This window comes from Pseudomonas arabinosi (assembly GCF_047758675.1).
In the GTDB taxonomy this organism is placed as follows: domain Bacteria; phylum Pseudomonadota; class Gammaproteobacteria; order Pseudomonadales; family Pseudomonadaceae; genus Aquipseudomonas; species Aquipseudomonas arabinosi.
Genome location: NZ_CP180480.1, coordinates 6,324,406 through 6,348,026, shown reverse-complemented (window position 1 = coordinate 6,348,026; position 23,621 = coordinate 6,324,406). Strand labels below are relative to the sequence as shown.

Below are 23,621 nucleotides of genomic sequence, written 5' to 3'. Positions count from 1 at the left end.
AGGGTTTGTCATGAAGTTAGCCATTGTTACGGCCTGCCCGAACGGCATGGTCACCAGTGTGCTGTGCGCCCGTCTGCTTGATGCGGCGGCCCAGCGTCAGGGCTGGAGCACCAGTGTCGAAGTCAACGATGCCGCGCACCCGGAACGCCAATTGTCGGCGGCCACGATCGAGGCGGCCGAGTGGGTGTTGCTGGTGACCAGCGCGCCGGTGGATATGTCGCGATTCGTCGGCAAACGGGTGTTCCAAAGCACTCCGGCGCAAGCCCTGCAAGATGTTGAAGCGGTGCTGCGTCGCGGTGCTGAAGAGGCTCAGGTTTACGTCGCCCCCGAAGCCGTGGCCGAGCCTGCCGCCCTCGTAAAAAACGCGCCGCGTCTGGTCGCGATTACCGCGTGCCCGACCGGCGTCGCTCACACTTTCATGGCCGCCGAAGCCTTGCAGCAAGCGGCCAAGCGTCTGGGTTACGACCTGCAAGTGGAAACTCAGGGCTCGGTCGGTGCGCGCAATCCGTTGAGCGCCGCAGCGATTGCCGATGCGGACGTAGTGCTGCTGGCCTGCGATATCGAAGTCGCCACCGAGCGTTTTGCCGGCAAGAAGATTTACCGTTGCGGCACCGGCATCGCCCTCAAACAAGCTGAAGCGACGCTGAATAAAGCGTTGGCCGAAGGCACGCAGGAAACCGTATCGACCGGCGCCAAAGGCCCGGCCAAGCAAGAGAAAAGTGGCGTCTACAAACACTTGCTGACCGGCGTGTCGTTCATGCTGCCGATGGTGGTGGCGGGCGGTCTGATGATCGCCTTGTCGTTCGTGTTCGGCATCACTGCGTTCAAGGAACCCGGCACGTTGGCGGCGGCGCTGATGCAGATCGGCGGCGAGACCGCGTTCAAGCTGATGGTGCCGCTGCTGGCGGGTTACATCGCCTACTCGATCGCCGACCGTCCGGGCCTGGCGCCGGGGATGATTGGTGGTCTGCTGGCAAGCACGTTGGGCGCCGGTTTTATCGGCGGGATCATTGCCGGTTTCATCGCCGGTTACGCGGCGCAGGCGATCAACCGTTATGCGCGTTTGCCACAAAGTCTTGAGGCGCTGAAACCGATCCTGATCATCCCGTTGCTGGCGAGTCTGTTCACCGGTCTGGTGATGATCTACGTGGTCGGAAAACCGGTGGCCGGGATGCTCGAAGCCCTCACGAACTTCCTCGACAGCATGGGCACCACCAACGCGATTCTGCTCGGTGTGTTGCTGGGCGGGATGATGTGCGTCGACCTTGGCGGGCCGATCAACAAAGCCGCCTATGCGTTCTCGGTAGGGCTGCTGGCGTCGCAAAGTTATGCACCGATGGCCGCGACCATGGCGGCCGGCATGGTGCCGCCGATTGGCCTGGGCATCGCTACGTTTATCGCGCGGCGCAAGTTTGCCCAGACCGAACGCGAGGCCGGTAAAGCGGCGTTGGTATTGGGGCTGTGCTTTATCTCCGAAGGCGCGATTCCGTTTGCCGCGAAAGACCCGCTGCGGGTAATCCCGGCGAGCATTGCCGGTGGTGCGCTGACTGGTGCATTGTCGATGTATTTCGGCTGCAAACTGATGGCGCCGCACGGCGGATTGTTCGTACTGGCGATCCCGAATGCGATCAATCATGCGCTGCTTTATTTGCTGGCGATTGTGGCTGGGAGTTTGCTGACGGCGGTGGCGTATGCGGTGCTCAAGCGGCCGGAGACGGTGGAGTTGGCACTAGAACCCGCCAAGGCCTGACACAAACCCCTGAGGGAGCGAGCTTGCTCCGGGCGGCGTTCCGACGAAAGCGGTCTTTCAGCCAACATATTGGGTGAATGTTAGTCAGTCATCGCGAGTAAGCTCGCTTCCACAGGGGATCAGTGGTGTTGGCAGATTTTTGTGTCACACCGGCTTCATGCGCACGTGTTTAAGTTTTCCTTTTCAGGGAGAACACCATGAGCGAATTCGACCTCGGCCGCCGCCGTGTCATACAAGCCGTCGGCGCCGGGCTGTTGTTGCCAGGCCTGGCGCCGGCGGTGATTGCTTCGGTCAAGGATCGTCCGCAACTCACCGATGGCGTGCAGTCCGGCGACGTGCTGGGCGACCGGGCGATGATCTGGAGTCGATGCGATCGCCCTGCGCGAATGGTGGTGGAATGGGACACCCGCAGCCTGTTCAGCAACCCTCGTCGTTTTGTCTCGCCATTGGCCGTGTCCAATACCGATTTCACGGCCCGTGTCGAACTCACGGGCCTGCCCGCCGACCAGGCGATTTTCTACCGCGTGCACTTCGAAGACGTCCAGAGCGGCGTCGCCAGCGAGCCCTGGTTCGGCCATCTGCGCAGCGTGCCGCAAACCCGTCGCGACATCCGTTTCGTCTGGAGCGGCGACACCGCCGGCCAGGGCTTCGGCATCAACCCGGACATCGGCGGCATGCGCATCTACGAAGCCATGCGTTTGCGCCTGCCAGACTTCTTTATCCACAGCGGCGACACCATCTACGCCGACGGTCCCATACCTGCGCAGCTCACCACAGAGAGCGGCCGCGTGTGGCGCAACATCACCACTGAAGCCAAGAGCAAAGTCGCGGAAACCCTCGACGATTATCGCGGCAACTACCGCTACAACCTGATGGACGAAAACATCCGCCGCTTCAACGCCGAGGTGCCGCAGATCTGGCAGTGGGACGACCACGAAGTGGTGAACAACTGGTCGCCGGGCAAGCCGTTGGATGATCGCTACAAGAGCAAAGATATCCACAGCCTGGTTGGTCGAGCGCGTCAGGCCTGGCTCGAATACGCACCGATGCGGTTGCAGCGCGCCGACGGCGGCGGGCGGATTTATCGCAAGCTCGGTTATGGGCCATTGCTCGATGTGTTTGTACTTGATATGCGCAGCTATCGCGGGGCCAATGACGACAACCTGGGTGCCGCTAAACCGTTCCTTGGCCGAGAGCAGCTGGACTGGCTCAAGCGTGAGTTGAAGGCCTCCAAGGCCCAGTGGAAAGTCATCGCTGCTGATATGCCGATCGGCCTCGGCGTATCGGATGGTGAAGTCAGTCCCGGTGTGATGCGTTGGGAAGCCGTGGCCAATGGCGATCCGGGACCGGCCCAGGGACGTGAACTGGAAATCGCCGAATTGTTGGGTTTTCTGCGTGCGCAGCAGGTGCGCAATTTTGTCTGGCTGACAGCGGATGTGCATTACTGCGCCGCGCACCATTACCACCCGGACCGTGCGGCGTTTCAGGATTTCGAACCGTTCTGGGAGTTTGTCGCCGGGCCTTTGAATGCGGGGAGTTTCGGGCCTGATTCGCTGGATAAGACCTTTGGCCCGGAAGTGGTGTTCGAGAAAGCACCTCCGGCACAGAACACCTCGCCGTTTGCCGGGTTTCAGTTTTTTGGTGAGGTGAATATTGATGGGCAGACGGGGGAGATGAGTGTGGTGTTGCGGGATTTGGATGGGGTTTCTGTTTTCGAACAGAAATTGCAGCCAGTCTGATAGAACCACCCCTCACCCCAGCCCTCTCCCCACGGGGAGAGGGGGCCGACCGAGGTGTCTTGCGCTATACATCGACCTGAACGTCCGAGTCGATTATGGATTCAACGCAGCACTTTCAGGTCGCAGAGTTTCTACAGAAACCCACGGTCAGTCCCCTCTCCCTCTGGGAGAGGGTTAGGGTGAGGGGGGGATTTAAGATCAGAATCACGACGTTCGATTCACAGCAAACCTCAGGATCTGCTCAAGCACTTCACTCATACGCTCAATTACCTCCAGATTACTGAACCGCACAACCTCAATACCTTGCTGCTTAAGGTAAAGCGTTCGACGCCGGTCATGAATTTTTACCGCCGTCTCGTAATGCTGACCACCATCCAGTTCGATGGCCAACTTCAGTTCCACGCAATAAAAATCCAGGACGTACGGCGGGCATGGAAACTGCCGACGGAATTTCAGATTGGCGATTTGCCGAGAACGAAGTTTTTGCCAGAGCAGCAGTTCGCAGTCGGTTTGGTTGGCGCGCAGATGACGGGCGAATTGGCGTTGGTTGGGAGTGGGGCGGGTGGGCATGCTTCACGTCCGTGTGAAGGGGGATGGAGGTTTTACTGTAGCCGAGGTTTTGTCGTTTGCCTGTAGAGCCACCCCTCACCCCAGCCCTCTCCCCATGGGGGAGAGGGGGAAAGGGAGCCGATCTTCACTGTTTTCAATGCCTGAGTACGACTCGGTATTTCAGGTCGCAGAATTTCTAAAGAAACTCACGGTCAGTCCCCTCTCCCTCCGGGAGAGGGCTAGGGTGAGGGGCTCTTTCAGTAGACGTCGCGGCGATACCGACCTTGCTCGATCAACCGGTCGACCTCCGCAATCCCGAGTATTTCGTTGAGCACGTGATCCACGCCTGAAGCCATCCCCTGCAAGCTGCCGCAGATGTAAATGACGGCGCCGTCGGCCAGCCATTGCTTCAGCAAATCAGCCGACTCGCGCAGTCGATCCTGCACGTAGATCTTCTCGGCCTGATCCCGCGAGAACGCCAGGTCCAGCCGCTCCAGATCCCCCGAAATCAACCATTCTTCCAGTTCATCGCGACACAGATAGTCATGCTCGCGATTGCGTTCGCCGAACAACAGCCAATGACGCTGCTGCCCATCGGCGATCCGCGCCTTGAGCAAGCTGCGCAGCCCGGCCAGGCCGGTGCCGTTGCCCAGCAGGATCATCGGCACCGGTTCGGCCGGCAGATGGAAACCGCTGTTGCGTCGTACGCGCAGGCTGATGGTGCCGCCCACCGGGGCGTGTTCGGTCAGCCAGCCGGAGCCGACACCCAGGCTGCCGTCAGGGTGCAGTTCCTGGCGCACGATCAGTTCGAGGATGCCATCGGCGGCGATCGAGGCGATGGAGTATTCGCGCATGGCCAAGGGCACCAGCGCATCCACCAGCGCCTGGGCATGCAGGCCGACCAGGTGAGTTCTGTTTTCCGGCAGTTGTCGACTGGCGAGGGCTTGCTCCAGCGGTTGTGACAGGCCACCGAGCGCAACCGTGGCGCGACCGTCAATGCCCAGGCCATCGAGGAAATGTTCGATCGCCCACGGACAATTGCGCGGCAACACTTCCACCAGATCGCCAGCCAGCCAGCTGCTGGTGCTGGGGGCCGTGAGGCCGAGCAAGTAAACGCCCGAACCGCTGCTGTCAGGGTTGAGCAACTCACGGCGGGTCAGGCTCCAGTTGTCATAGCTTGGCGCTTGCCAGGTGTCCACGGGCGCCTGTCCGGTCAGCAGACCCAGTTGCTGCTGCCAATGACGCAAGGCGTAAGGGTCGCCGCTGTCGACCTCCACCGGGGCGAACAGGGTCTTGCCGCCGTGCTCGCCCAGCCACGTGTGCAAGCGTCGAGCGAAGCCGCAGAAATGTTGATACTGGCGATCACCGAGGCCCAGCACGGCGTAGTTCAGGCTTTCCAGGCTCAACGTCCGGCCCAGCACTTTGCGCTCAAACCCTCGGGCGCTGTCCGGCGCTTCACCGTCGCCGAAGGTGCTGACCACGAACAACGCATTGCTGGAATCACGCAAGTCTTGCTCGCTGACGTCCGCCAGCGGCTGAACCTTCACCGGCAGGCCCGCCGCCTGCAATTGCCCGGCGGTCTGCCACGCCAGTTGCTCGGCAAAACCGCTCTGGCTGGCGAAGCCGATCAGCCACGCCGGCGCATCATTGTCCGGTTGTGCGAAGTCTTTGCGGGCATCCTTGATCTGCTTTTTCTTGCGTCGACGATCGAGGTACAACAACCAACCGGTGACTAAAAACAGCGGCATTGTCAGCGCACTGATCGTCAGGATGATCCGCCCGATAATTCCGAAGTAGCTGCCTACGTGCAGCGCGTAAATGCTGGTCAGCAGTTGCGCCTTGAGGCTCTTGTCGCTGTAGCGATCATGGCGCTTGACGACGCCGGTGGCCGGATCCAGCGAGATCTGGTTCAACGCGCGGTCGTGAGGTGAGCTGTTCAACAGGTAGAACACGGTGGCTGGTTGTCCGGCCACTGGCGGCATGCGGATGTTGTAGGCACTCAGTGCCGGGCCGGCGGCGCTGTAGATGCTGCTCCACATCGCGGCGTAGTCGGCGGTGGGCGCCGGGCCGCTTGGCGCAGGGCCGCGACCGCTGCGGGCGCGCTCGTTCTGCGGTGAGTCGGAAAGCAATCGGGTCAGGCCCTTGTTGTACCACTCATAGGACCAGGACAACCCGGTGAGCGCTGCCAGGAGGTAAAACACCAGGCACCAGGTACCGGCGACGGAGTGCAAATCCCAGTTGAAGCTGCGGCCTTTTTTCTTCCAGTCGAGGGTCAGCCAGGCGCGCCAGCTTTTCCACTGACGCGGCCAGCGCAGGTAAAGACCGGACAAGCAGAAGAACAGCAGAATCAGCGTACAGGCACCGGTGATTTGCCGACCGGTATCGCCCATGGCGAGGAAGCGGTGCAGTTGCAGCATCAGGCCGAAGAAATCCTGGCCGGTGGCGTCGCCCATGAACTCGGCGGTGTACGGGTCGAAGTAGCGCATCTGCCCACGGCGCTCGCCCGGTGGCGGAGTAAAGATCACGCGCGCGGCGTTACCGCTGTCGGTCTCGACCCAGAGCATCGAGACTTTCTTGCCCGAGGCGCCTTCGATTTTTTCCACCAGTTCGGCGGGCGGCAGGACGCCGGCGACCTGCTTCTCGACCTGCAACACAGAAGGGTTCAGCGCGCGCAGGATTTCATCCTGAAACGATACCGTCGCCCCGGTGATGCCCATCAGGGCCAGGACCAGTCCGGCGCTGATGCCGAAAAACCAGTGCAACTGGAACAGGGTTTTCTTCAACACGTCGCTCGCCTTGTTCGTTCGAAAATAATAATCACGGCGCGCATTATGCCGTGGGTTGTCGAGAAACATTCTTTCTTACGCACAAAAGCCCCGTTCACCTGGATGAACGGGGCCTTGGTCTTCACGCTTCTATCAGAAGTGGAAGTTGGCGCTCAGCAGGGCAGTACGACCCGCCGCCACGTGGGCGTAGTGCGTCTGGAACACCTGGTCGAAGTAACGCTTGTCGGTCAGGTTCTGCACGTTGAGTTGCAGGTCGACGTTCTTGGTCAGGGCGTAGCTGGCCATTGCGTCGTAGCGCCAGTAGGACGGGATCTCCACCGAGTTGGCGACGTTGCCGAACTGCGAGTCGACGAAGGTGGCGCCGGCGCCGACGGTCAACTTGTCTGGTACCAGGTCGTAGGTCGACCAGAACGTGAAGTTGTTCCGTGGAGTGCTTGGCATGTGGTTGCCTTCATCGGCGGCGAGGGTGGTTTTGACCACTTCGCTTTCCATATAGGTGTAGCCGCCGAAGACCCTCCAGTTACGGGTCAGTTTGCCGGCGTAGCTCAGTTCCAGGCCATTGACCTGCTGTTCGCCGTCCAGCACTTGCGTGGTGCCGCCGTCCGGATCGTTGATGCGTGCGTTGGTTTTCTCGGTGCGGAACAGTGCGGCGGTCAGCGACAGGTCGTCACCGAAGAAGTCCCACTTGGTGCCGATCTCGTAGTTGCGGTTCTTTTCCGGGTCCAGATCGGTGTTGTTCGCCGCCAGGTCCAGGCCGCCGTTGCCGCTGGTTTCACCGGACGGGTTGCTGGAGGTGGAGTAAGCCGCGTAGATGCTGCCGTTAGGCAACACGTTGTAGACCACGCCGATCTGGTAGTTGACCAGGTCGCTGGTGTTCTCACGGGAGAAGTCGTTCGCTGGCGCTGTGCTGCTGGCGTTGGCGTGGCCGCTGGATTTGACCTGGTAGTTGTCATAACGCAGGCCCAGGTTCAGGGACCATTGCTCGTTGAACTTCAGCGTGTCGAACACGTAGGCCGCAGCGGTCTTGGTGTCGGTGTCGGTGAACGCGGCGCTGTCGGTGATCGAGCCGTTCCAGTGATCCCCAGGTGTCGGGTTCTGCAGGCTGGTGCAATCGCCGGCGCTGAACAGGGCGCTGTTGCAGCGGGTGCCTCTGGCGGTTGAGGTCAGGATGTACGGGCGGTTGTGGGTGTCCTGATAGGAAAACTCAAGGCCGGTGACCAGACTGTGCTCGATGGCGCCGGTGTTGAATTTGGCGCTCAGGTCGGTCTGGTTGATCCAGCCGCTGGACGTCGAGTTACGGCTTTTCGCGCCGCGATACACGCTGCCAAGCGCCGCGTTGCCCTTGCTGTCGTCCGGGTTGGTGACGATGTAATCGAGCGTGGAACGCGACATGCGGAAGCTGTTCGACACGGTCAGATCATCATTCAGATCGTGTTCGATCTTGATGGTGCCGCTGTCGTTGCTGGTCTGGCGATAGTCGCGACCGGTGAGGCCGTAGAAGTTGTCGCGGTCGACATGCACAGGTTTATCGACGTTGTACTTGCTGCGGTTGGGGCTCAAGGTCAACGGCAGGCCGTAGTCGGGCATATCGTCGGTTTCAACGTGGTAGTAGCCGACGGTCAGGCGAGTGTCGGTACCCAGGCCAAACGCGAAGGAAGGTGCCACGCCCCAACGGCTGACGTCCACGGCATCACGGCCGGCGACGTTGGCTTCGTGCTTCATCAGGTTCAGACGGAAGGCCGAGGTGTCGGTCATCTGCTGGTTCAGGTCGAGGGTGGTGCGCTTGGTCTGGTCCGAGCCCCAGGTGAAACCGCCGTTGTAGGCATTGCCCAGTTTGGCGGTCTTGCTCACCAGGTTCAGGCTGCCACCGGTGGAGCCGGCACCGGTGAAGGCTGATCCCGGGCCCTTGCTGACTTCGATCGATTCTACGTTGAAGATCTCGCGGCTCTGGGAGGCTGGGTCGCGCATGCCGTCGATGAACACGTCGCTTTCTGCGTTGAAGCCGCGAATGATCGGACGATCGCCAGCCGGGTTGCCGCCTTCACCGGCACCGAACGTGATGCCCGGTGTGGTGCGCAACGCGTCGACCAGGCTGGTGGCGCCCGTGTCGCGAATCACTTGTTGCGGAATCACGGTGACGCTTTTCGGCGTCTCACGCAGTGGCGCGGTGTACTTCTTGTTGGCCGAGGTATCGGTCTTGTAGGAGGTCTCGTCCTGAGCTTCGCCGTTGATAGCGGTAGCGCCCAGGGAAATCACGTTGCTCGGTGCTTTTTCGTCGGTCTTTTCAGCCGCAAAAGCCATGTGGCCCGCAGAGCTGGCAGTGATCGCCACGCCAATTGCAGACGCGAGCAAACGCGGTGAACTGGCCGGTAATTGTAATTGTTGGCGTGACATGAGAATTCCCCTCCCCAAGGATTTGAGGCCGCGGAATATAGGGTAAACAGGTATTTGTATCAATTGCGAAATGTTGCTATTCGCGACAAATTTACATTCTTTACAATTTACCCTTACGGTTTTTGGCGTCTCGTTCGTCGTGGGGGTTTTACACAGGCAATAAGAATCAATACCATTGCCGCCTCTTTGTCTTCAGGTGTCATCCCCATGCTGCTGCACATTCCCGGCGTGTTCGCGAAAGAAGAAGTGCAGCGCATCCGCGAGGCCCTGGAGCAGGCAGATTGGGCGGACGGCAAGATCACCGCCGGCTACCAGTCGGCCAAAGCCAAGCACAATCTGCAGCTGCCGGAAGGTCATCCGCTGGCCAAGGAAGTCGGCGCGGCGATGCTGGAACGGCTGTGGAAAAATCCGCTGTTCATGTCAGCCGCGTTGCCACACAAGGTCTTTCCTCCGTTACTGAACTGCTACACGGCCGGCGGCAGTTTCGACTTTCACATCGACAACGCCGTGCGCCAGCCTAAGGGCAGCATCGAGCGGGTGCGCACCGACCTCTCGGCAACGCTGTTCTTCAGTGAACCTGAGGATTACGACGGCGGCGAACTGGAAATCCAGGACACCTACGGCACACAACGGGTGAAGTTGCCGGCCGGCGACATGGTTCTGTACCCCGGTACCAGCCTGCACAAGGTCAACGCGGTCACCCGCGGCACTCGCTACGCCTCGTTCTTCTGGACCCAAAGCCTGGTCCGCGAAGACAGTCAGCGCGCGTTGCTGTTCGAGATGGACGGTGCGATCCAGCAGCTGACCCAGGACATGCCCGACCACCCTTCGCTGATTCGCCTCACCGGGACTTATCACAACCTGTTGCGTCGCTGGGTCGAGGTATGAGTTATCAACTGCGTCGTGAGGAAATCCTCGACGGTGATCAGCTCAAAGCCATGCTCGACGAAAGCCCGGCACGTGCCGCCCAGGCGATTCTGATCGCCGCCGGTGAAGGTGTGCTGGATGCTCAAGCATTGCTCGGTCAGATTCTGCTGGACGGGCAGGGCATCGAACAGGATCAGCCGCTGGCCGTGCGCTGGTTCGCGATAGCCGCCCAGGGCGGGCACTTGATGGCGCGCAACATGCTCGGTCGTTGCCATGAGCATGGTTGGGGTTGTACTGCCGATGCGTCAGTTGCCGCCGCGCATTATCGCGTTGCAGCTGAAAGTGGTCTGGATTGGGCGATGTACAACTACGCCAACCTGTTGGCCACCGGGCGCGGCGTTATTGAAGATCAGGCGTACGCTTTGAATCTTTATCGCCGGGCAGCGGAACTGGGCCATGCGAAATCGATGAACTTGCTGGGACGATATCTGGAGCAAGGCCATTTTTGTCCTGCTGATCCTGTGACGGCGTTTGATTGGTATCGACGTTCGGCGCTGGGCGGTGATTTTCGTGGGCAGTTCAGTTATGCCAGCGTTCTGGTGGAACTCTCGCACATCGAAGAAGCGCTGGTCTGGTATCGCCGGGCAATGCACGCGGGGCATTCGGCTTTTTTAAGTATCGCGGCGCAGACACTGTCGAACGTGCCCCACGCGCAAGTGCAAGCAATGGCCGTGGAGTATCGCGCACGGGCAGCCAACCAAGTAAACATTTGAAGTTCTCCGTCGGCTTATCACCCGAATGGCTGACTGATTAGTTGCTTGCTCGCCAGGCGTTGGTATTTTTTATAAACATTTCCTCGTAAGTTCGCACTTTGCGGCGGGCCTGCGTTGTGTTTTATTGTCCGTGCAAAGTTTGAATTATTTTAATGTTTCGGCTCTGCAAATCACGTTATTAACTATCCAATTGTGTGTTGACTAATTAAAGGAATAATTATGTCTGGTAATAAGTTGTGGGGTGACGCTCTGAAAAACGCTTCTCCCGAGCAAATCTTGCAGTACGCCGCTGAAGCACCTACGCGGTTAATCAGTGCGTCCGTTTCGGACTCTAATAGCGATGTACGTGCCACGGGGCTGTTGCTGACTAAAAAACAAATCATCGATTTGCACAGGTATCAGGCTGCCGCTTTCAGGCTTCCGCGCACTTTGAAAGACGTTACTGACTATCTGCGCTTCGGTGCCGGTCAAGATGTTGGTCCGGGCCTTTCCCCCGCGGACTTCCTGACTACTTTCCTCAATACTCACAACCATGCCTCGCGTTGGACGGACTTGCGCGAGCGCATCATGATGACGGGCCGCGGCCTCAGTAACTTCGCAACGAGCATGCTGACGTATGGTGCTTCGATGGACGAAGTCTACTCCGACGTAATGGCTGGCAAACTGCTGGACCTGCACGACATTAAAACGGTTGAACAACTCAGGGCGCTGGAGGCCGAGTTGGGCGACAAGTTTCCAGGTCTGCAACTGGAAAGCGATACGCTGAGTGATTTGGGTTATTTTCTCGACAGGATATTTGAAGAGGTTGATAAAAATTTAAATATTACCCGCGGCATCAAGAAAGACCTCGATGCGTTTGGTACGGATCTTCAGGAATATATTCTGCCTGGCATCCAATACAAGGTTGATCTGATAAAAAATAATACCTTGTCGGCAGAAATCAAAAATCTCCAAGTGAAAATTGATGACCGTTCTGCCGAGATTGAACTAAAGAATACTGAGTACAAAGCTGCCGTTCAGGAAGCATTGAAAGCCGCGGCTGGTATGAACATTGTCGGGTTGGCGATGGCTATCTATATGGGCGTCGAAGCTGAAAACATTCGTGCAGCGCGTAACGAACTGTATGCCCAACAGGATCGCGACATTCTGAAGCTGGACAGCATGAATCAGACCTTGGGTTCTCTGGCGCGTGTAAAGCACGACTTGCAGAGTCTTGAGATCGTGGCAATCGATGCCGAAATCGCGACAAAAAACCTTATCTATACCTGGAACCTCTTGCACGATGCTGTCGCAAACTCTTCCAAAGCTATCGCTACCATCCACGATGCGTTGTCGCTGCGACAGTTCATCGCGCAATTCAGGTTGGTAGTTACACCATGGAGAAAAATCGAGACCGATGCCGACGCTCTTATTCTGGTGTTCAAGGAGGCTCAGGAGGAATTTTCACGTAATAACTCGTTGGGAGCACGTTCAATGAATGTTGTAAGTCTGTTCAACTCGGCCTATCCTCCGCTGGATTTGGCGGCATTAAGTGCCCATCACGAACACATGCGTAATGCGCGCACTCAGGCCAATACCTGGCAGGTCAAGCTTGGTTATTTACCGGACTTGTTCAGCCGCTTCGACAGCGTTGTCAGAGAGGTAGGTCGGGGAAGCAAAGAGTTACAAGGCGCCGCTCAGACCAGCAAGTACGAACTCGAAACCATTCAGCGCGGTCTTGAAGACCTCGAAAAAGAACGACTGAGCGAGTCTGACCCGCTGGTTATCGAAGAAATCGATGGCGATCGTAAGCGACTCTTGAAACAGGCAGCCGATCTAATCAAGGATAAGTCGTCCAAAATTGACGAGTGCCTGGCGAATATCAGCGATTCGTTCGATCGACGCCTGGTCCAGACTTACCTGGTTGATTTCGTGCACGAAGAGCAAATGGCCAAAGATGAAATCAGTGATCTGCAATTGAAGTTGCAGGCGTTCAGGGATGAGCGCAAAACCATCTCTGACGCCGTCGCTACCCTGGAAAAGGCAGGCATTGAAAAACTTGGCAATGACATTGAACTGACCCTTTCCAAGGTCACTCAGTTGGGCCTGGCTCCTACAGAAATTCAACTGGTGATGATGGCGATCGACCAACTTAAAAAAACATTAATCGACGCCGGCAAGACAATTGCTTTTATCGACATGCTTCGCGAGAGTGACAAGTTGAAGCTGAAGATTGATGCCCTGGTCGAGAAGATTGATGTCGAGAATTCAATTATTCAGGCGTCACTCGGCAGGACTAAATACTTGCAGGCGATTCTTTCGATAGAGGACTCGCGACATGAATACGTCACTGTCTATAGCGGTGCTGCAGCAGCTTATCGGCAGTTCCTGACGGCCACCGCCGCAGCGCAATTTGCCGATGTCGAAGCGCTGGGCAATGCATTCAAGGTGCAGGCACCGCTGTTTATCAAGTTCCTCGCGCCCGTGTCGATGCCATGGCGCTAAACGGATGACCACGGACTGCCAGCAGCAACGTTGACGCTGGCAGTCGAGAATGGGTCAGGTCAAGGAGAGACTGATGCTGGATTATTTATTGGCAGAAAAGAATTTTGCCACCTTGAAGCAATACGTTGATTTTTTGAATGAGCTGCCCGAGGCGCTGGGGGAAATCAACCGACTGTCCGATGCCATAGCCCGAACCGGGCACACCATGTTGCCGCCACCCAATGCTCAGGCATTGAGCCAAGAGGCGTCTGCCAACGCACTATGCTGGCGAGCGATCGGCATCACCGTGGCTTTGTTGGGCAACACATCCGCTCGGTTATTGCACGACGTGGGCAGTTTTATCAGCGAGTTTGAAGCTGTTGTCTCCGTCACTCAGAATCGAAAATCGCCAATTTCCGTGATTGATCCGCAACAGTTCACTGTTGTGAGATCCGCCGGTTGGGGAAGTGCCCCTCGTGCTGATGTGATTGATATTCTGCGCGAACTCGATACTCGGTTGGGTTATTGCCAACATGCTGTGTCGGATTTCAAATCGCAAGTGACAAGACTCGCTGAATCGATTCATGGCATTTTTTTTCGCTTTATCGAATCGCTGACGATGCCTCTGTGCAGTTGCGACGGCCCAACCCCCAAGATCGAGGTCTATTACGGTTTGGGTCGAATCGGTCTACCGGGTATGGGCTACGATCCAGGCCAACCGTACTCGGAAGAACAACGACAGGCGATGGCCAGAGCGCATGTCGGGCGGTTGTTCAATCTTCATCGGCGTGCCAGTGTGGCAGCGAGCAATCTCGGTGATTTCTGTTATCGATGGGTATACATGCTGGATGAGGCGAAACGAACGTTGCGAACTCACCATGCCCATCAGACGATGGCTCGTGCCAAGGCTTCGCTGCCGCTGGTCATGGGCTCGCTCGATGAAATCAAAGGCATGTCCGAACAATTGGTTAAAATGGCAAAGTCGTTCTAAAAAAAAGCCCATGACACGTCATGGGCTTTTTGCGTCTCGCGTGTAGCGCTTACACGTAAAACGACTTCAGCGGCGGGAAGCCATTGAATTCAACAGCGCTGTAGCTGGTGGTGTACGCACCGGTCGACAACCAGTACAAGCGATCACCAATCGCCAGGTTCAGCGGCAAACCGTACTTGTAGTTTTCATACATGATGTCGGCGCTGTCGCAGGTCGGGCCGGCGATGACCACTTCTTCCATCTCGCCTTTCTTCTCGGTCCAGATCGGGAACTTGATGGCTTCGTCCATGGTTTCGATCAGGCCGGAGAACTTGCCCACATCCGTGTACACCCATCGCTCGACGGCGGTACGGGATTTACGCGCTACCAGCACGACTTCACTGACCAGGATGCCGGCGTTGGCGATCAGCGAACGGCCCGGTTCCAGGATGATTTCCGGCAGCTCGTCGCCGAAGTCTTCCTTGAGGAAGCGGATGATTTCTTCAGCGTAGGTTTCCAGGCTGTTGGTGCGGGTGATGTAGTTGGCCGGGAAGCCACCGCCCATGTTGATCAGCTTGAGGTGAATGCCATCTTCTTCTTTCAGGCGTTCGAAGATCACTTTGACCTTGGCGATCGCCGCGTCCCAGACGCTGATGTCGCGCTGTTGCGAGCCGACGTGGAACGAGATGCCGTACGGCACCAGGCCCAGGTCGCGAGCGAGGATCAGCAGGTCCATGGCCATGTCGGTCTGGCAGCCGAATTTGCGCGACAAAGGCCAGTCAGCAGTGGTCGAGCCTTCGGTGAGGATGCGCACGTAGACTTTCGAACCCGGTGCAGCCTTGGCGATGTTGCGCAGGTCGGCTTCGGAGTCGGTGGCATACAGACGCACGCCCTTCTCGTAGAAGTAGCGAATGTCCTTGGATTTCTTGATGGTGTTGCCGTAGCTGATGCGATCCGGGCCGACGCCCTGGTTCATCACTTTGTCGAGCTCGTAGATCGAAGCGATGTCGAAGTTCGAGCCTTTCTCTTTGAGCAGGTCGATGATTTCGACGGCCGGGTTGGCCTTGACCGCGTAGTAGACCTTGGCGAAATCGAAACCGGCGCGCAGGTCGTCATAGGCTTGGCTGATCATCGCGGTGTCGATCACCACGAACGGGGTTTCTTGTTTGTCGGCGAAGGCCTTCATTTTGTTGAAGGTATCGCGCGCGAAATAGTCTTCGACGTTGATCGACATGCTGGGAACTCCTACTGGCAAACTGAAATTAACAATGGGTGCAAATGAACGTCCTCCGTATCCCCACTTTGGTTCGCCTACTTCCCAAGGCATGTCGCCGAAAGCAAAAAGGCCATGGGAAGCGGTGCTTTCCCTTGGCCTTGCTGTCTCGTCGTCAGTACTTGAGCCGGATGGATCGTTTCCAGCATGGACGTTCGGCGCGAACTTTAGGGCGTGAGGGGCTTGAGATCAACAAAAAATGTCGCGTTTTTACACACATCCGTCGTGCGGTCCCGGACAACTACTGATGTAACCGACCTGCATGACAGTGTGATGTTCCCGTAGGAGGGATATTTGAGGTGTTCCTGGAGGATTTGTGGTGCCCCAATCGCGAGCAGGCTCGCTCCCACAGGGGATAAGTGTCGATGCACAGATTTCATGCACATCACCGATCCAATGTGGGAGCGAGCCTGCTCGCGATGGCGTCAGATCAGGCGGCAGCGGTCTCGGCTGGAGAAACAATGCTGGTCTTGCCGCCACGGGACTTGCCGGAGCTCAGGTATTCGGCAATCGATTCCTGTGTCACTTCTCCCAGGAACACCCGCTCGGCGTCCATCACCGGCAGCCACGAACGGTTGAACTCGTACATGCGCGACAGCAGGATGCGCAAATGTTCGTCGTACACGGCGGTGGCGTTGAACTCGCGCAGGTATTGCTCGCAAGTCCCGGTCTGACGGTGCAGGTCGCGACGGCGCACGTAGCCCAAGGCCTTGTTCTCGGCGCAGGTAACCACCACGTAGCGACGGTCCAGTTCGTCCATCAATTCCAGCGCATCGGCCACTGGCGTTTCCGGGCTCACCGACGGCGCGTTGTCCGCTGCATCTTCGGCTTTCACCAGCAACAGACGCTTGAGCGTGCTGTCCTGGCCAACGAAGTTGCTCACAAAGTCGTCCGCCGGGTGCGCGAGCAGAGTGTCCGGGTGATCGATCTGCAGCAGTTTGCCAGCGCGGAAGATTGCGATCTTGTCGCCCAGCTTGATGGCTTCGTCGATGTCGTGGCTGACCATGATCACGGTCTTGTTCAGCGCCCGCTGCATCTCGAAGAACTCGTTCTGGATCATCTCGCGGTTGATCGGGTCGACCGCGCCGAACGGTTCGTCCATCAGCAACAGCGGGGCATCCGCCGCCAACGCGCGAATCACGCCGATCCGTTGCTGTTGTCCACCGGACAGTTCGCGCGGGTAGCGATTCAGATACTGCTTGGGTTCCAGCTTGATCATGCTCATCAACTCGCGAGCGCGGTCGTGGCATTTCTGTTTGTCCCAGCCCAGCAGGCGCGGAACGATGGTGATGTTTTCTTCGATGGTCATGTTCGGGAACAGACCGATCTGCTGGATCACATAACCGATGTTGCGGCGCAGGGTCACGGCGTCGAGGTCGGTGGTGTCTTCGCCGTTGATCAAGATCTTGCCCGAGGTCGGCTTGATCAGGCGGTTGATCATTTTCAGCGTGGTGCTTTTGCCGCAACCCGATGGCCCGAGGAACACACAGATCTCGCCTTCATTGACGGTCAGGCTTACCGAATCCACGGCTTTCACATCTTTGCCGTTGCTTTGGAAGGTCTTGCTGAGGTTTTGAAGTTCGATCATTTCAGGAGTCCTTTTGGAGTCAGCGTGCGTTGCAGCCATTGCAGAAGCAGGTCGGCGAAGATGGCCAGGAGACTGACCAGCACGGCGCCGACGATCAGCATCGACATGTCGCTGCGGCTGATGGAAGCGAGAATGAGTACACCGAGGCCACCGGCGCCGATGGTGGCGGCGATGGTCATGACGCCAATGTTCATGACCACGGCAGTGCGCACACCGGCGAGAATCACTGGCACCGCGATCGGCAGTTCGACCATGCGCAGGCGCTGGCCGAAGGTCATGCCGATGCCGCGGGCGGCTTCACGAATACCGGGGTCGACGCCGGTCAGGGCGAGGTAGGTGTTACGCATGATCGGCAGCAGCGAATACAAAAACACTGCCGTAATCGCCGGCATTGGACCGAGGCCCTGGCCGAACTTGGAGTAGAACGGCAGCAGCAGGCCGAACAGCGCAATCGACGGTACGGTCAGCAGCACCGTGGCGCTGGCTTGCAAGGGACCGGCGAGCGATGGGAAGCGCGTCATCAGGATGCCGAGCGGCACGCCGACCAGAATCGCCAGGGTCACAGCGATGCCGACCAAGGTGATGTGCTGCCCGGTCAGTTGCAGGACCAGCGGCCAGTCGAGATGGGAAAAGGCGTTCAGAAATTCCATGTCTTTTCCTCCTTATTTGATGGGGTGCTGGCGCAGGAAATCGGCGGCAACGGATGAAGGGCTTTCGTGATCGACATCGACCCGCGCATTGAGCTGGCGCATGGTGGCGTCGTCGAACAGTTCGGCCAGCGGCTTGAGCTCTTCCGCGAGTTTCGGATGAGCGTCGAGGTAGACCTGGCGTACCACCGGTGCGGCGGTGTAGTCCGGGAAGTAATGCTTGTCGTCTTCCAGCAGTTTCAGCTTGAAGGCGTTCAAACGACCGTCCGTGGTGTAGACCAGACCGGCAAACACCTGACCATTGCGCAGGGCGGTGTAGACCAGCCCGGCATCCATCTGGCGAATGTTTTTGCGGGTCAGGTTCATGCCGTAGAGGTCGACCATGCCGTCCAGACCGTCGGAGCGGTTGGCGAATTCGGTGTCCAGCGCGACGAGGTGATTGGTCTTCGCCTCAGCCTGCAGCACCGTGTTCAGCTCGCTGATGGTGTTGATCTGCGGATACGCCTTCGCGGTGTTTTCTGGCAGGGCCAGCGCGTAGGTGTTGCTGAATTTCGACGGGGTGAGCCAGATCAGGCCTTTTTTCGCGTCGAGTTCTTTCACCTTGGCGTAGGACTGAGCGCTGTCGAGCTTGTCAGTGATGTGGTTGTAAGCCACCAGCGACACGCCGGTGTATTCCCACATCAGGTCGAGCTGACCACTTTCGTGGGCGCTGCGGGCCAGGTTGCTACCCAGACCGCCGGTTACCTGGGTGTCGTAACCCTTGGTGCGCAGGTATTGGGAGGTGATTTCCGCCAGCAGGGTTTGTTCGGTGAACACCCGGGCGCCGATGCGGATCACCGGTTTTTCAGCGGCTTGGGCAAATCCTGCGAACAGCAGGACGCAGCCTAGTATTAAGCTTACTTTTTTCATGTTGATTCCTTTGCCGAGGCTTAAGACGGGCGCAAGCCGCGTTCGAGCCAGAGGCGGCTGGCGAGTGTCACCAGACCGTCGAGCAGCAAGGCCAGCAGGGCGGTGCAGGCCGCGCCGAGCAGCAGTTGCGGCTGATTGTTCAGGGCGATGCCAGGGAAAATCAGGCTGCCCAGACTGTTGGCGCCAATCAGGAACGCCAGCGGTGCGGTGCCGACGTTGATTGCCAGCGCCACGCGCACGCCACCGATGATGATCGGCACGGCGTTCGGCAGTTCGACCCGCCACAGCACCTGAGTCGGTGTCATGCCGATGCCGACGGCCGCTTCCTTGAGCGATCCCTGAACGTTTTTCAGGCCTTCATAGGTGTTGCGCACGATCGGCAACAGCGAGGCGAGGAACAGGGCGAAAATCGCGGGGCCGCTGCCGATGCCGAGGATACCCAGGGCGATGGCCAGTACGGCAAGAGGCGGCACGGTGTTGCCGATGTTGAAGATCTGCATGAAGCGTTCAGCGCGGCCCACCATGGTCGGGCGGCTGAGAAAGATACCGGCGGGTATGCCCACAACAAGGGCGGCCAGCATGGAAGCGAGGACAAGAATCAAATGGGCTTGCAGGTAAAACAACAAATCGTCGCGGTAATGTTCGATCGTGTTGATGCCAATCCAGTGGACCAGCAGGGCCAGAAGGGCGACGACAACCGCACCTCCTATCAGCCCTTTGCCATAGCGAATAGCCACAGGCAGACTCCTTTTTTCTTTGTCGGCGAACGCAGTCCCGAGTGGCAATGCCATTCCTGGCTGCCGGGAAAAACAACGTTCGCGAGAAGCAGCTCTTCATGCTGATGCAACCGCATGAGATCGAGCCATAAGCGCAGCCTCGTCAGGCTAACTTGCAGGTTTTTCAAACCCTGCTACGAGAGCTGTAACAGGGGAGTGGACGTCTGCACCTTTTAAAAGGTTCCATATTTAGCAGCAATTAGCCACCCTGGATCTCCCTTTGGACCTGTCGATCGCCATGGGCGAGAGGGCGAACGGTGGTCCGTGACGGTCGGTTTGCGCTATACTCGCCGCCCTTTTTTGAATCACCTGCCAGGCGATTTCCCATGACCAAACAGGCCGCCGAAGTCGCGAAACGCCGCACTTTCGCCATTATTTCCCACCCCGATGCCGGTAAAACCACCATCACCGAGAAGCTCTTGCTGATGGGCAAGGCGATTGCGATTGCTGGCACGGTGAAATCTCGCAAGTCTGACCGCCATGCCACCTCCGACTGGATGGAAATGGAAAAACAACGGGGTATTTCCATTACCACGTCGGTCATGCAGTTCCCGTATCGCGACCACATGATCAACCTGCTCGACACCCCGGGCCACGAAGACTTCTCCGAAGATACCTACCGCACCCTGACGGCGGTTGACTCGGCATTGATGGTCCTCGATGGCGGTAAGGGTGTAGAGCCACGCACCATCGCGCTGATGGACGTCTGCCGTCTGCGTGACACGCCGATCGTCAGTTTCATCAACAAACTCGATCGTGACATCCGCGACCCGATCGAACTGCTCGACGAAATCGAAGCGGTCCTGAAGATCAAGGCAGCGCCGATCACCTGGCCGATCGGTTGCTACCGCGATTTCAAGGGCGTTTATCACCTCGCCGACGACTACATCATCGTGTACACCGCTGGCCACGGCCACGAGCGCACCGATGTGAAAATCATCGAGAAGCTCGATTCCGATGAAGCTCGCGCGCACTTGGGCGATGAGTACGATCGCTTCGTCGATCAGCTGGAACTGGTGCAGGGCGCCTGTCACGAATTCAATCAACAGGAATTCCTCGACGGCCAACTGACCCCGGTGTTCTTCGGGACTGCATTGGGCAACTTCGGTGTCGATCACGTGCTCGACGCCGTGGTCAACTGGGCGCCGAAACCGCTGGCCCGTGTCGCCAACGAACGTACCGTGGAACCGGTTGAAGAGAAATTCGCCGGCTTCGTGTTCAAGATCCAGGCGAACATGGACCCGAAACACCGCGACCGTATCGCTTTCATGCGTATCTGCTCCGGCAAGTACGAAAAAGGCATGAAGATGCGCCACGTGCGCACCGGCAAGGACGTGCGGATCGGCGATGCACTGACCTTCTTCTCCTCCGAGCGTGAGCAACTGGAAGAAGCGTTCGCCGGCGACATCATCGGCCTGCACAACCACGGCACCATCCAGATCGGCGACACCTTCACCGAAGGCGAAGTCCTGGGCTTTACCGGTATCCCGCACTTCGCCCCGGAACTGTTCCGTCGCGTGCGCCTGCGCGATCCGCTGAAGTCCAAGCAACTGCGTCAGGGTCTGCAGCAACTGGCGGAAGAGGGCGCGACCCAAGTGTTCTTCCCGACGCGCAGCAACGACATCATCCTTGGCGCCGTCGGTGTGCTGCAGTTCGATGTGGTCGCCAGCCGTTTGAAAGAGGAATACAAGGTCGAGTGCTCCTACGAGCCGATTACCGTTTATTCCGCGCGCTGGATCGATTGCAGCGATAAGAAGAAGCTCGAAGAGTTCAGCGTCAAGGCTGTGGAAAACCTCGCCATCGACGGCGGCGGTCACCTGACCTACCTGGCCCCGACCCGGGTCAACCTGGCGCTGATGGAAGAGCGCTGGCCGGACGTGAAATTCCGTGCCACGCGTGAGCATCACTAAACGCTGATGGCGATATCCAAAACCCCGTTGCGAAAGCTGCGGGGTTTTTTATTGCCCCGATTTCATCCAGTTAAGCGAATCCCACAGGTTTTGTGCTGGCCTCACCGCAGCGGGAGAAATGTGCCCTGGTGGAACACCATCTGCCATTGCTCACCCTGCTTGCGCCAGATCGAACTGCGCAAGCTGTTGGCGGGGGAGCGCTGGTCGATGGCGACGGTGTGACATTGATAAGTCACCAGGGCCGTATTTTCTGAGAGCTGTTTGGCTGTGAACTCACTGATGGTGCGCAGAGAGAAAGGCTGAAAAGGCAACTGTTCGACCAGCTCGACCTTGTTCCAGATGCCACCGCCGGCGCCGAACTCGACAAAGTCGTCGGCGATAAGGCAGGAGATTTCTTCTGCGTCGCGCCGGGTTGCCCGTGACAGTAAGCGTTGTTCCAGATGCAGCAGTTTTTGAGACAGATCCATGGCAGTGGCCTTTGTCTAAGTTATTCGGCATTACCTTAACGCAGCACACAAGATGAGCTCGATCCCCAGATTAATCTGGCGCTGATGACGGATGTTGGCTGGGCGTGAAACTCCTTGCGGTGCGTAAACATCACTCAGCGAAGAGATTTCACCCGAAACTCACGGAGGGCCTGTTTTTATCTCTGGTCCGGCCCGAGACGACGCACGTGGGATGTTTCTGTAAGCGTTTTTTTCTGAGGTTTGTAGCTTGGGTCTGCTTTTCAGTTATCAAGGTTTTGACCAGAGACAAGGGAGTCCTTGACGTCTAGCGTTCGAAAGACATTCGCAGTTGCGAATATCCACGAACAGGAGCGCTGGACAAATGGATGTGATGAAAAGCGGTACAGATGCACTGGCAACCCGGAGACCTCAGGGTCCCATTTCGGTTATCGAGCGCTACTACGATCTGATCGTCGCCAGTGCTCCCAGCTTTGAAGTCAGCAGCAGCGACGATGCTTTCGAACCCTCAATGAGGTTGCCTGAGCTGGATCCTTGTATGCAGGCCTTCCTGTCGGTCGCCACAGCGCAGTTTTTTGAAATGGGTCGCTACCGGGATGTGCCGTTGCGTTTGTTCGACCTGAGGCAGAACGCAAATACTCAAACAACAAAGACCTTTGCCTCGACACTAATCGTTGCACGTGCCATCCGGCATATTCAGGAAACCGGTGAAAGCATCCTGTTGTTTTCGCCATCCTCCGGTAATAAGGCGATTGCACTGCGTGATGCAGTTCTGCGTGCATTGAAGACCAAGTTGGCACATCCCGAGCAATTGCGGATTGTCACGCTGACGCCTGCCCAGACGACCGGGAAATTGCGTAGAACCGAACTTTATGACGACCCTCGGTTGCGTGCACTCAACCCTGTATTTGTGCTTGATACCGAGTCGCCGGAAGCGGTGAAGGTTGTCGGGCAGCAATTCAAGGCACTTTTCAATCACCGTCCATTAGGTGATTCGAAGTTGTGGCATTCCCTGCGGCTTGAGAATTACCGGTTTTCTGACCAGGTCCGGGCGTTTTTTGACTTTGAATATGGCGACGCCTGGGACACCGATCGCAGGACCGTACATGTGCATGCGGTGTCTAGCGCATACGGTCTTTTGGGATATTGCTCAGGTGTGGAGGTATTGAAACGTCAAAGGCCCCCAATTTCCATACCTTCGTTTTTACTGGTTCAACATCTAGCTACCAGCGATATGGTGCTGCACTTACTTGACGGAAACTTCGAGGGGGCTTCTGCACCCAGCTATACACAAGCTCCAAACGGGTTGTGGGTGCAGACAGTGTCTGCGCATTTTCCTGCTGCGACCTGGAGTCCCGATGAGGTTCTAGAGCCCACTTTTTATACTCACTTGCCGCCTACTGCAGAAGAAATGACTGGGCACGTCAGGGCCAATGGCGGCTCAGGAATAATCGTTTCGCTTTATGAGTGCATGCAGCGTTACAGCGAATGCGTTCAGTTGCTCGCCGATACGCCAGTCAGATTGCCAGCCGATCCACGGGACCTGAAAGAGTGGTCATTGGTTATGGCGATGACAGGTTGCATGAATGCGATTGATCGACAGTTACTAGAGGGTATGGACGGTTGCACCATTCATGCCTCGGGCTCCTACAGTCGGGAGGACTACGAAGCGATTCCAGCCGAGGGATTGTCATTCATCAGCAGCGCTGAAGAGATGATGGAGATCCTCAGCAGGTGCTCTAAGTCATGAGTGCGAGACCTTC

At 57.7% G+C, this 23,621-nt stretch carries 17 protein-coding genes; 8 read left to right on the top strand and 9 right to left on the bottom strand.

Going from position 1 to position 23,621, the window contains the following annotated elements:
- Positions 1–10: 10 nt before the first annotated feature.
- Positions 11–1,750, top strand: a complete 1,740-nt coding sequence (locus tag ACMXYJ_RS29520; protein WP_415757979.1) for a PTS fructose-like transporter subunit IIB — start codon at positions 11–13, stop codon at positions 1,748–1,750.
- 197 nt (positions 1,751–1,947) lie between these two features.
- Positions 1,948–3,489, top strand: a complete 1,542-nt coding sequence (locus tag ACMXYJ_RS29515) for an alkaline phosphatase D family protein (protein ID WP_415757978.1) — start codon at positions 1,948–1,950, stop codon at positions 3,487–3,489.
- Between the two features lie 204 nt (positions 3,490–3,693).
- On the opposite strand, the gene ACMXYJ_RS29510 is transcribed toward ACMXYJ_RS29515, so the two are convergent.
- The 3 genes from ACMXYJ_RS29510 to ACMXYJ_RS29500 form a co-directional block, all read right to left on the bottom strand.
- The gene (locus ACMXYJ_RS29510; RefSeq protein ID WP_415757977.1) at positions 3,694–4,059 is read right to left on the bottom strand and encodes an endonuclease domain-containing protein; all 366 of its coding nucleotides are present in this window, start codon (positions 4,057–4,059) and stop codon (positions 3,694–3,696) included.
- Between the two features lie 236 nt (positions 4,060–4,295).
- Entirely contained in the window at positions 4,296–6,824 is a 2,529-nt protein-coding gene (locus tag ACMXYJ_RS29505) for a PepSY domain-containing protein (protein ID WP_415757976.1), read from the bottom strand.
- A gap of 132 nt (positions 6,825–6,956) precedes the next feature.
- Positions 6,957–9,218, bottom strand: a complete 2,262-nt coding sequence (locus ACMXYJ_RS29500) for a TonB-dependent receptor (RefSeq protein ID WP_415757975.1) — start codon at positions 9,216–9,218, stop codon at positions 6,957–6,959.
- A 207-nt stretch (positions 9,219–9,425) separates the two neighbouring features.
- Here ACMXYJ_RS29500 and ACMXYJ_RS29495 point away from each other — a divergent pair, with 207 nt between their 5' ends.
- The 4 genes from ACMXYJ_RS29495 to ACMXYJ_RS29480 all read left to right on the top strand — a co-directional run bounded on the left by ACMXYJ_RS29495 (position 9,426) and on the right by ACMXYJ_RS29480 (position 14,312).
- Positions 9,426–10,106, top strand: a complete 681-nt coding sequence (locus tag ACMXYJ_RS29495; RefSeq protein ID WP_095129483.1) for a Fe2+-dependent dioxygenase — start codon at positions 9,426–9,428, stop codon at positions 10,104–10,106.
- Positions 10,103–10,858: a tetratricopeptide repeat protein gene (locus ACMXYJ_RS29490; RefSeq protein ID WP_415757974.1), complete on the top strand. Its 756-nt coding sequence runs from the start codon at positions 10,103–10,105 to the stop codon at positions 10,856–10,858. Before ACMXYJ_RS29495 ends, ACMXYJ_RS29490 begins: the two co-directional genes overlap by 4 nt.
- A 219-nt stretch (positions 10,859–11,077) precedes the next feature.
- Positions 11,078–13,342, top strand: a complete 2,265-nt coding sequence (locus ACMXYJ_RS29485; RefSeq protein WP_415757973.1) for an alpha-xenorhabdolysin family binary toxin subunit A — start codon at positions 11,078–11,080, stop codon at positions 13,340–13,342.
- A 73-nt stretch (positions 13,343–13,415) separates the two neighbouring features.
- Positions 13,416–14,312, top strand: coding sequence for a hypothetical protein (locus tag ACMXYJ_RS29480; protein WP_415757972.1), 897 nt, complete (start codon positions 13,416–13,418; stop codon positions 14,310–14,312).
- A gap of 49 nt (positions 14,313–14,361) precedes the next feature.
- Here the strand turns inward: ACMXYJ_RS29480 and ACMXYJ_RS29475 are convergent, their stop codons facing one another.
- From ACMXYJ_RS29475 to ACMXYJ_RS29455, 5 genes are all read right to left on the bottom strand, one after another.
- A complete protein-coding gene (locus ACMXYJ_RS29475) occupies positions 14,362–15,525 on the bottom strand; it encodes a type III PLP-dependent enzyme (protein ID WP_059403206.1) in 1,164 nt (387 codons plus the stop codon).
- A gap of 469 nt (positions 15,526–15,994) precedes the next feature.
- Positions 15,995–17,152 (bottom strand): osmoprotectant ABC transporter ATP-binding protein OsmV, encoded by a 1,158-nt coding sequence (locus ACMXYJ_RS29470; RefSeq protein ID WP_415757971.1) that lies wholly within the window; start codon positions 17,150–17,152, stop codon positions 15,995–15,997.
- Positions 17,149–17,802 (bottom strand): ABC transporter permease, encoded by a 654-nt coding sequence (locus ACMXYJ_RS29465; RefSeq protein WP_415757970.1) that lies wholly within the window; start codon positions 17,800–17,802, stop codon positions 17,149–17,151. The genes ACMXYJ_RS29470 and ACMXYJ_RS29465 overlap by 4 nt, the downstream gene beginning before the upstream one ends.
- Positions 17,803–17,814: 12 nt before the next feature.
- Positions 17,815–18,708, bottom strand: a complete 894-nt coding sequence (locus ACMXYJ_RS29460) for a glycine betaine ABC transporter substrate-binding protein (RefSeq protein WP_415757969.1) — start codon at positions 18,706–18,708, stop codon at positions 17,815–17,817.
- A 20-nt stretch (positions 18,709–18,728) separates the two neighbouring features.
- Entirely contained in the window at positions 18,729–19,445 is a 717-nt protein-coding gene (locus ACMXYJ_RS29455; RefSeq protein ID WP_008148956.1) for an ABC transporter permease, read from the bottom strand.
- A gap of 365 nt (positions 19,446–19,810) precedes the next feature.
- Here ACMXYJ_RS29455 and ACMXYJ_RS29450 point away from each other — a divergent pair, with 365 nt between their 5' ends.
- Positions 19,811–21,394 carry a peptide chain release factor 3 gene (locus tag ACMXYJ_RS29450; RefSeq protein WP_056742891.1) on the top strand — a complete coding sequence of 528 codons (1,584 nt, stop codon included), beginning with the start codon at positions 19,811–19,813 and terminating at the stop codon, positions 21,392–21,394.
- 101 nt (positions 21,395–21,495) lie between these two features.
- Here ACMXYJ_RS29450 and ACMXYJ_RS29445 read toward each other — a convergent pair whose 3' ends face one another.
- Positions 21,496–21,861 (bottom strand): DUF4440 domain-containing protein, encoded by a 366-nt coding sequence (locus tag ACMXYJ_RS29445; protein ID WP_415757968.1) that lies wholly within the window; start codon positions 21,859–21,861, stop codon positions 21,496–21,498.
- 361 nt (positions 21,862–22,222) lie between these two features.
- Between ACMXYJ_RS29445 and ACMXYJ_RS29440 the strand changes: the two genes are divergently transcribed.
- Positions 22,223–23,608 carry a DUF6002 family protein gene (locus ACMXYJ_RS29440; protein WP_415757967.1) on the top strand — a complete coding sequence of 462 codons (1,386 nt, stop codon included), beginning with the start codon at positions 22,223–22,225 and terminating at the stop codon, positions 23,606–23,608.
- The last annotated feature ends 13 nt before the right edge of the window (positions 23,609–23,621 follow it).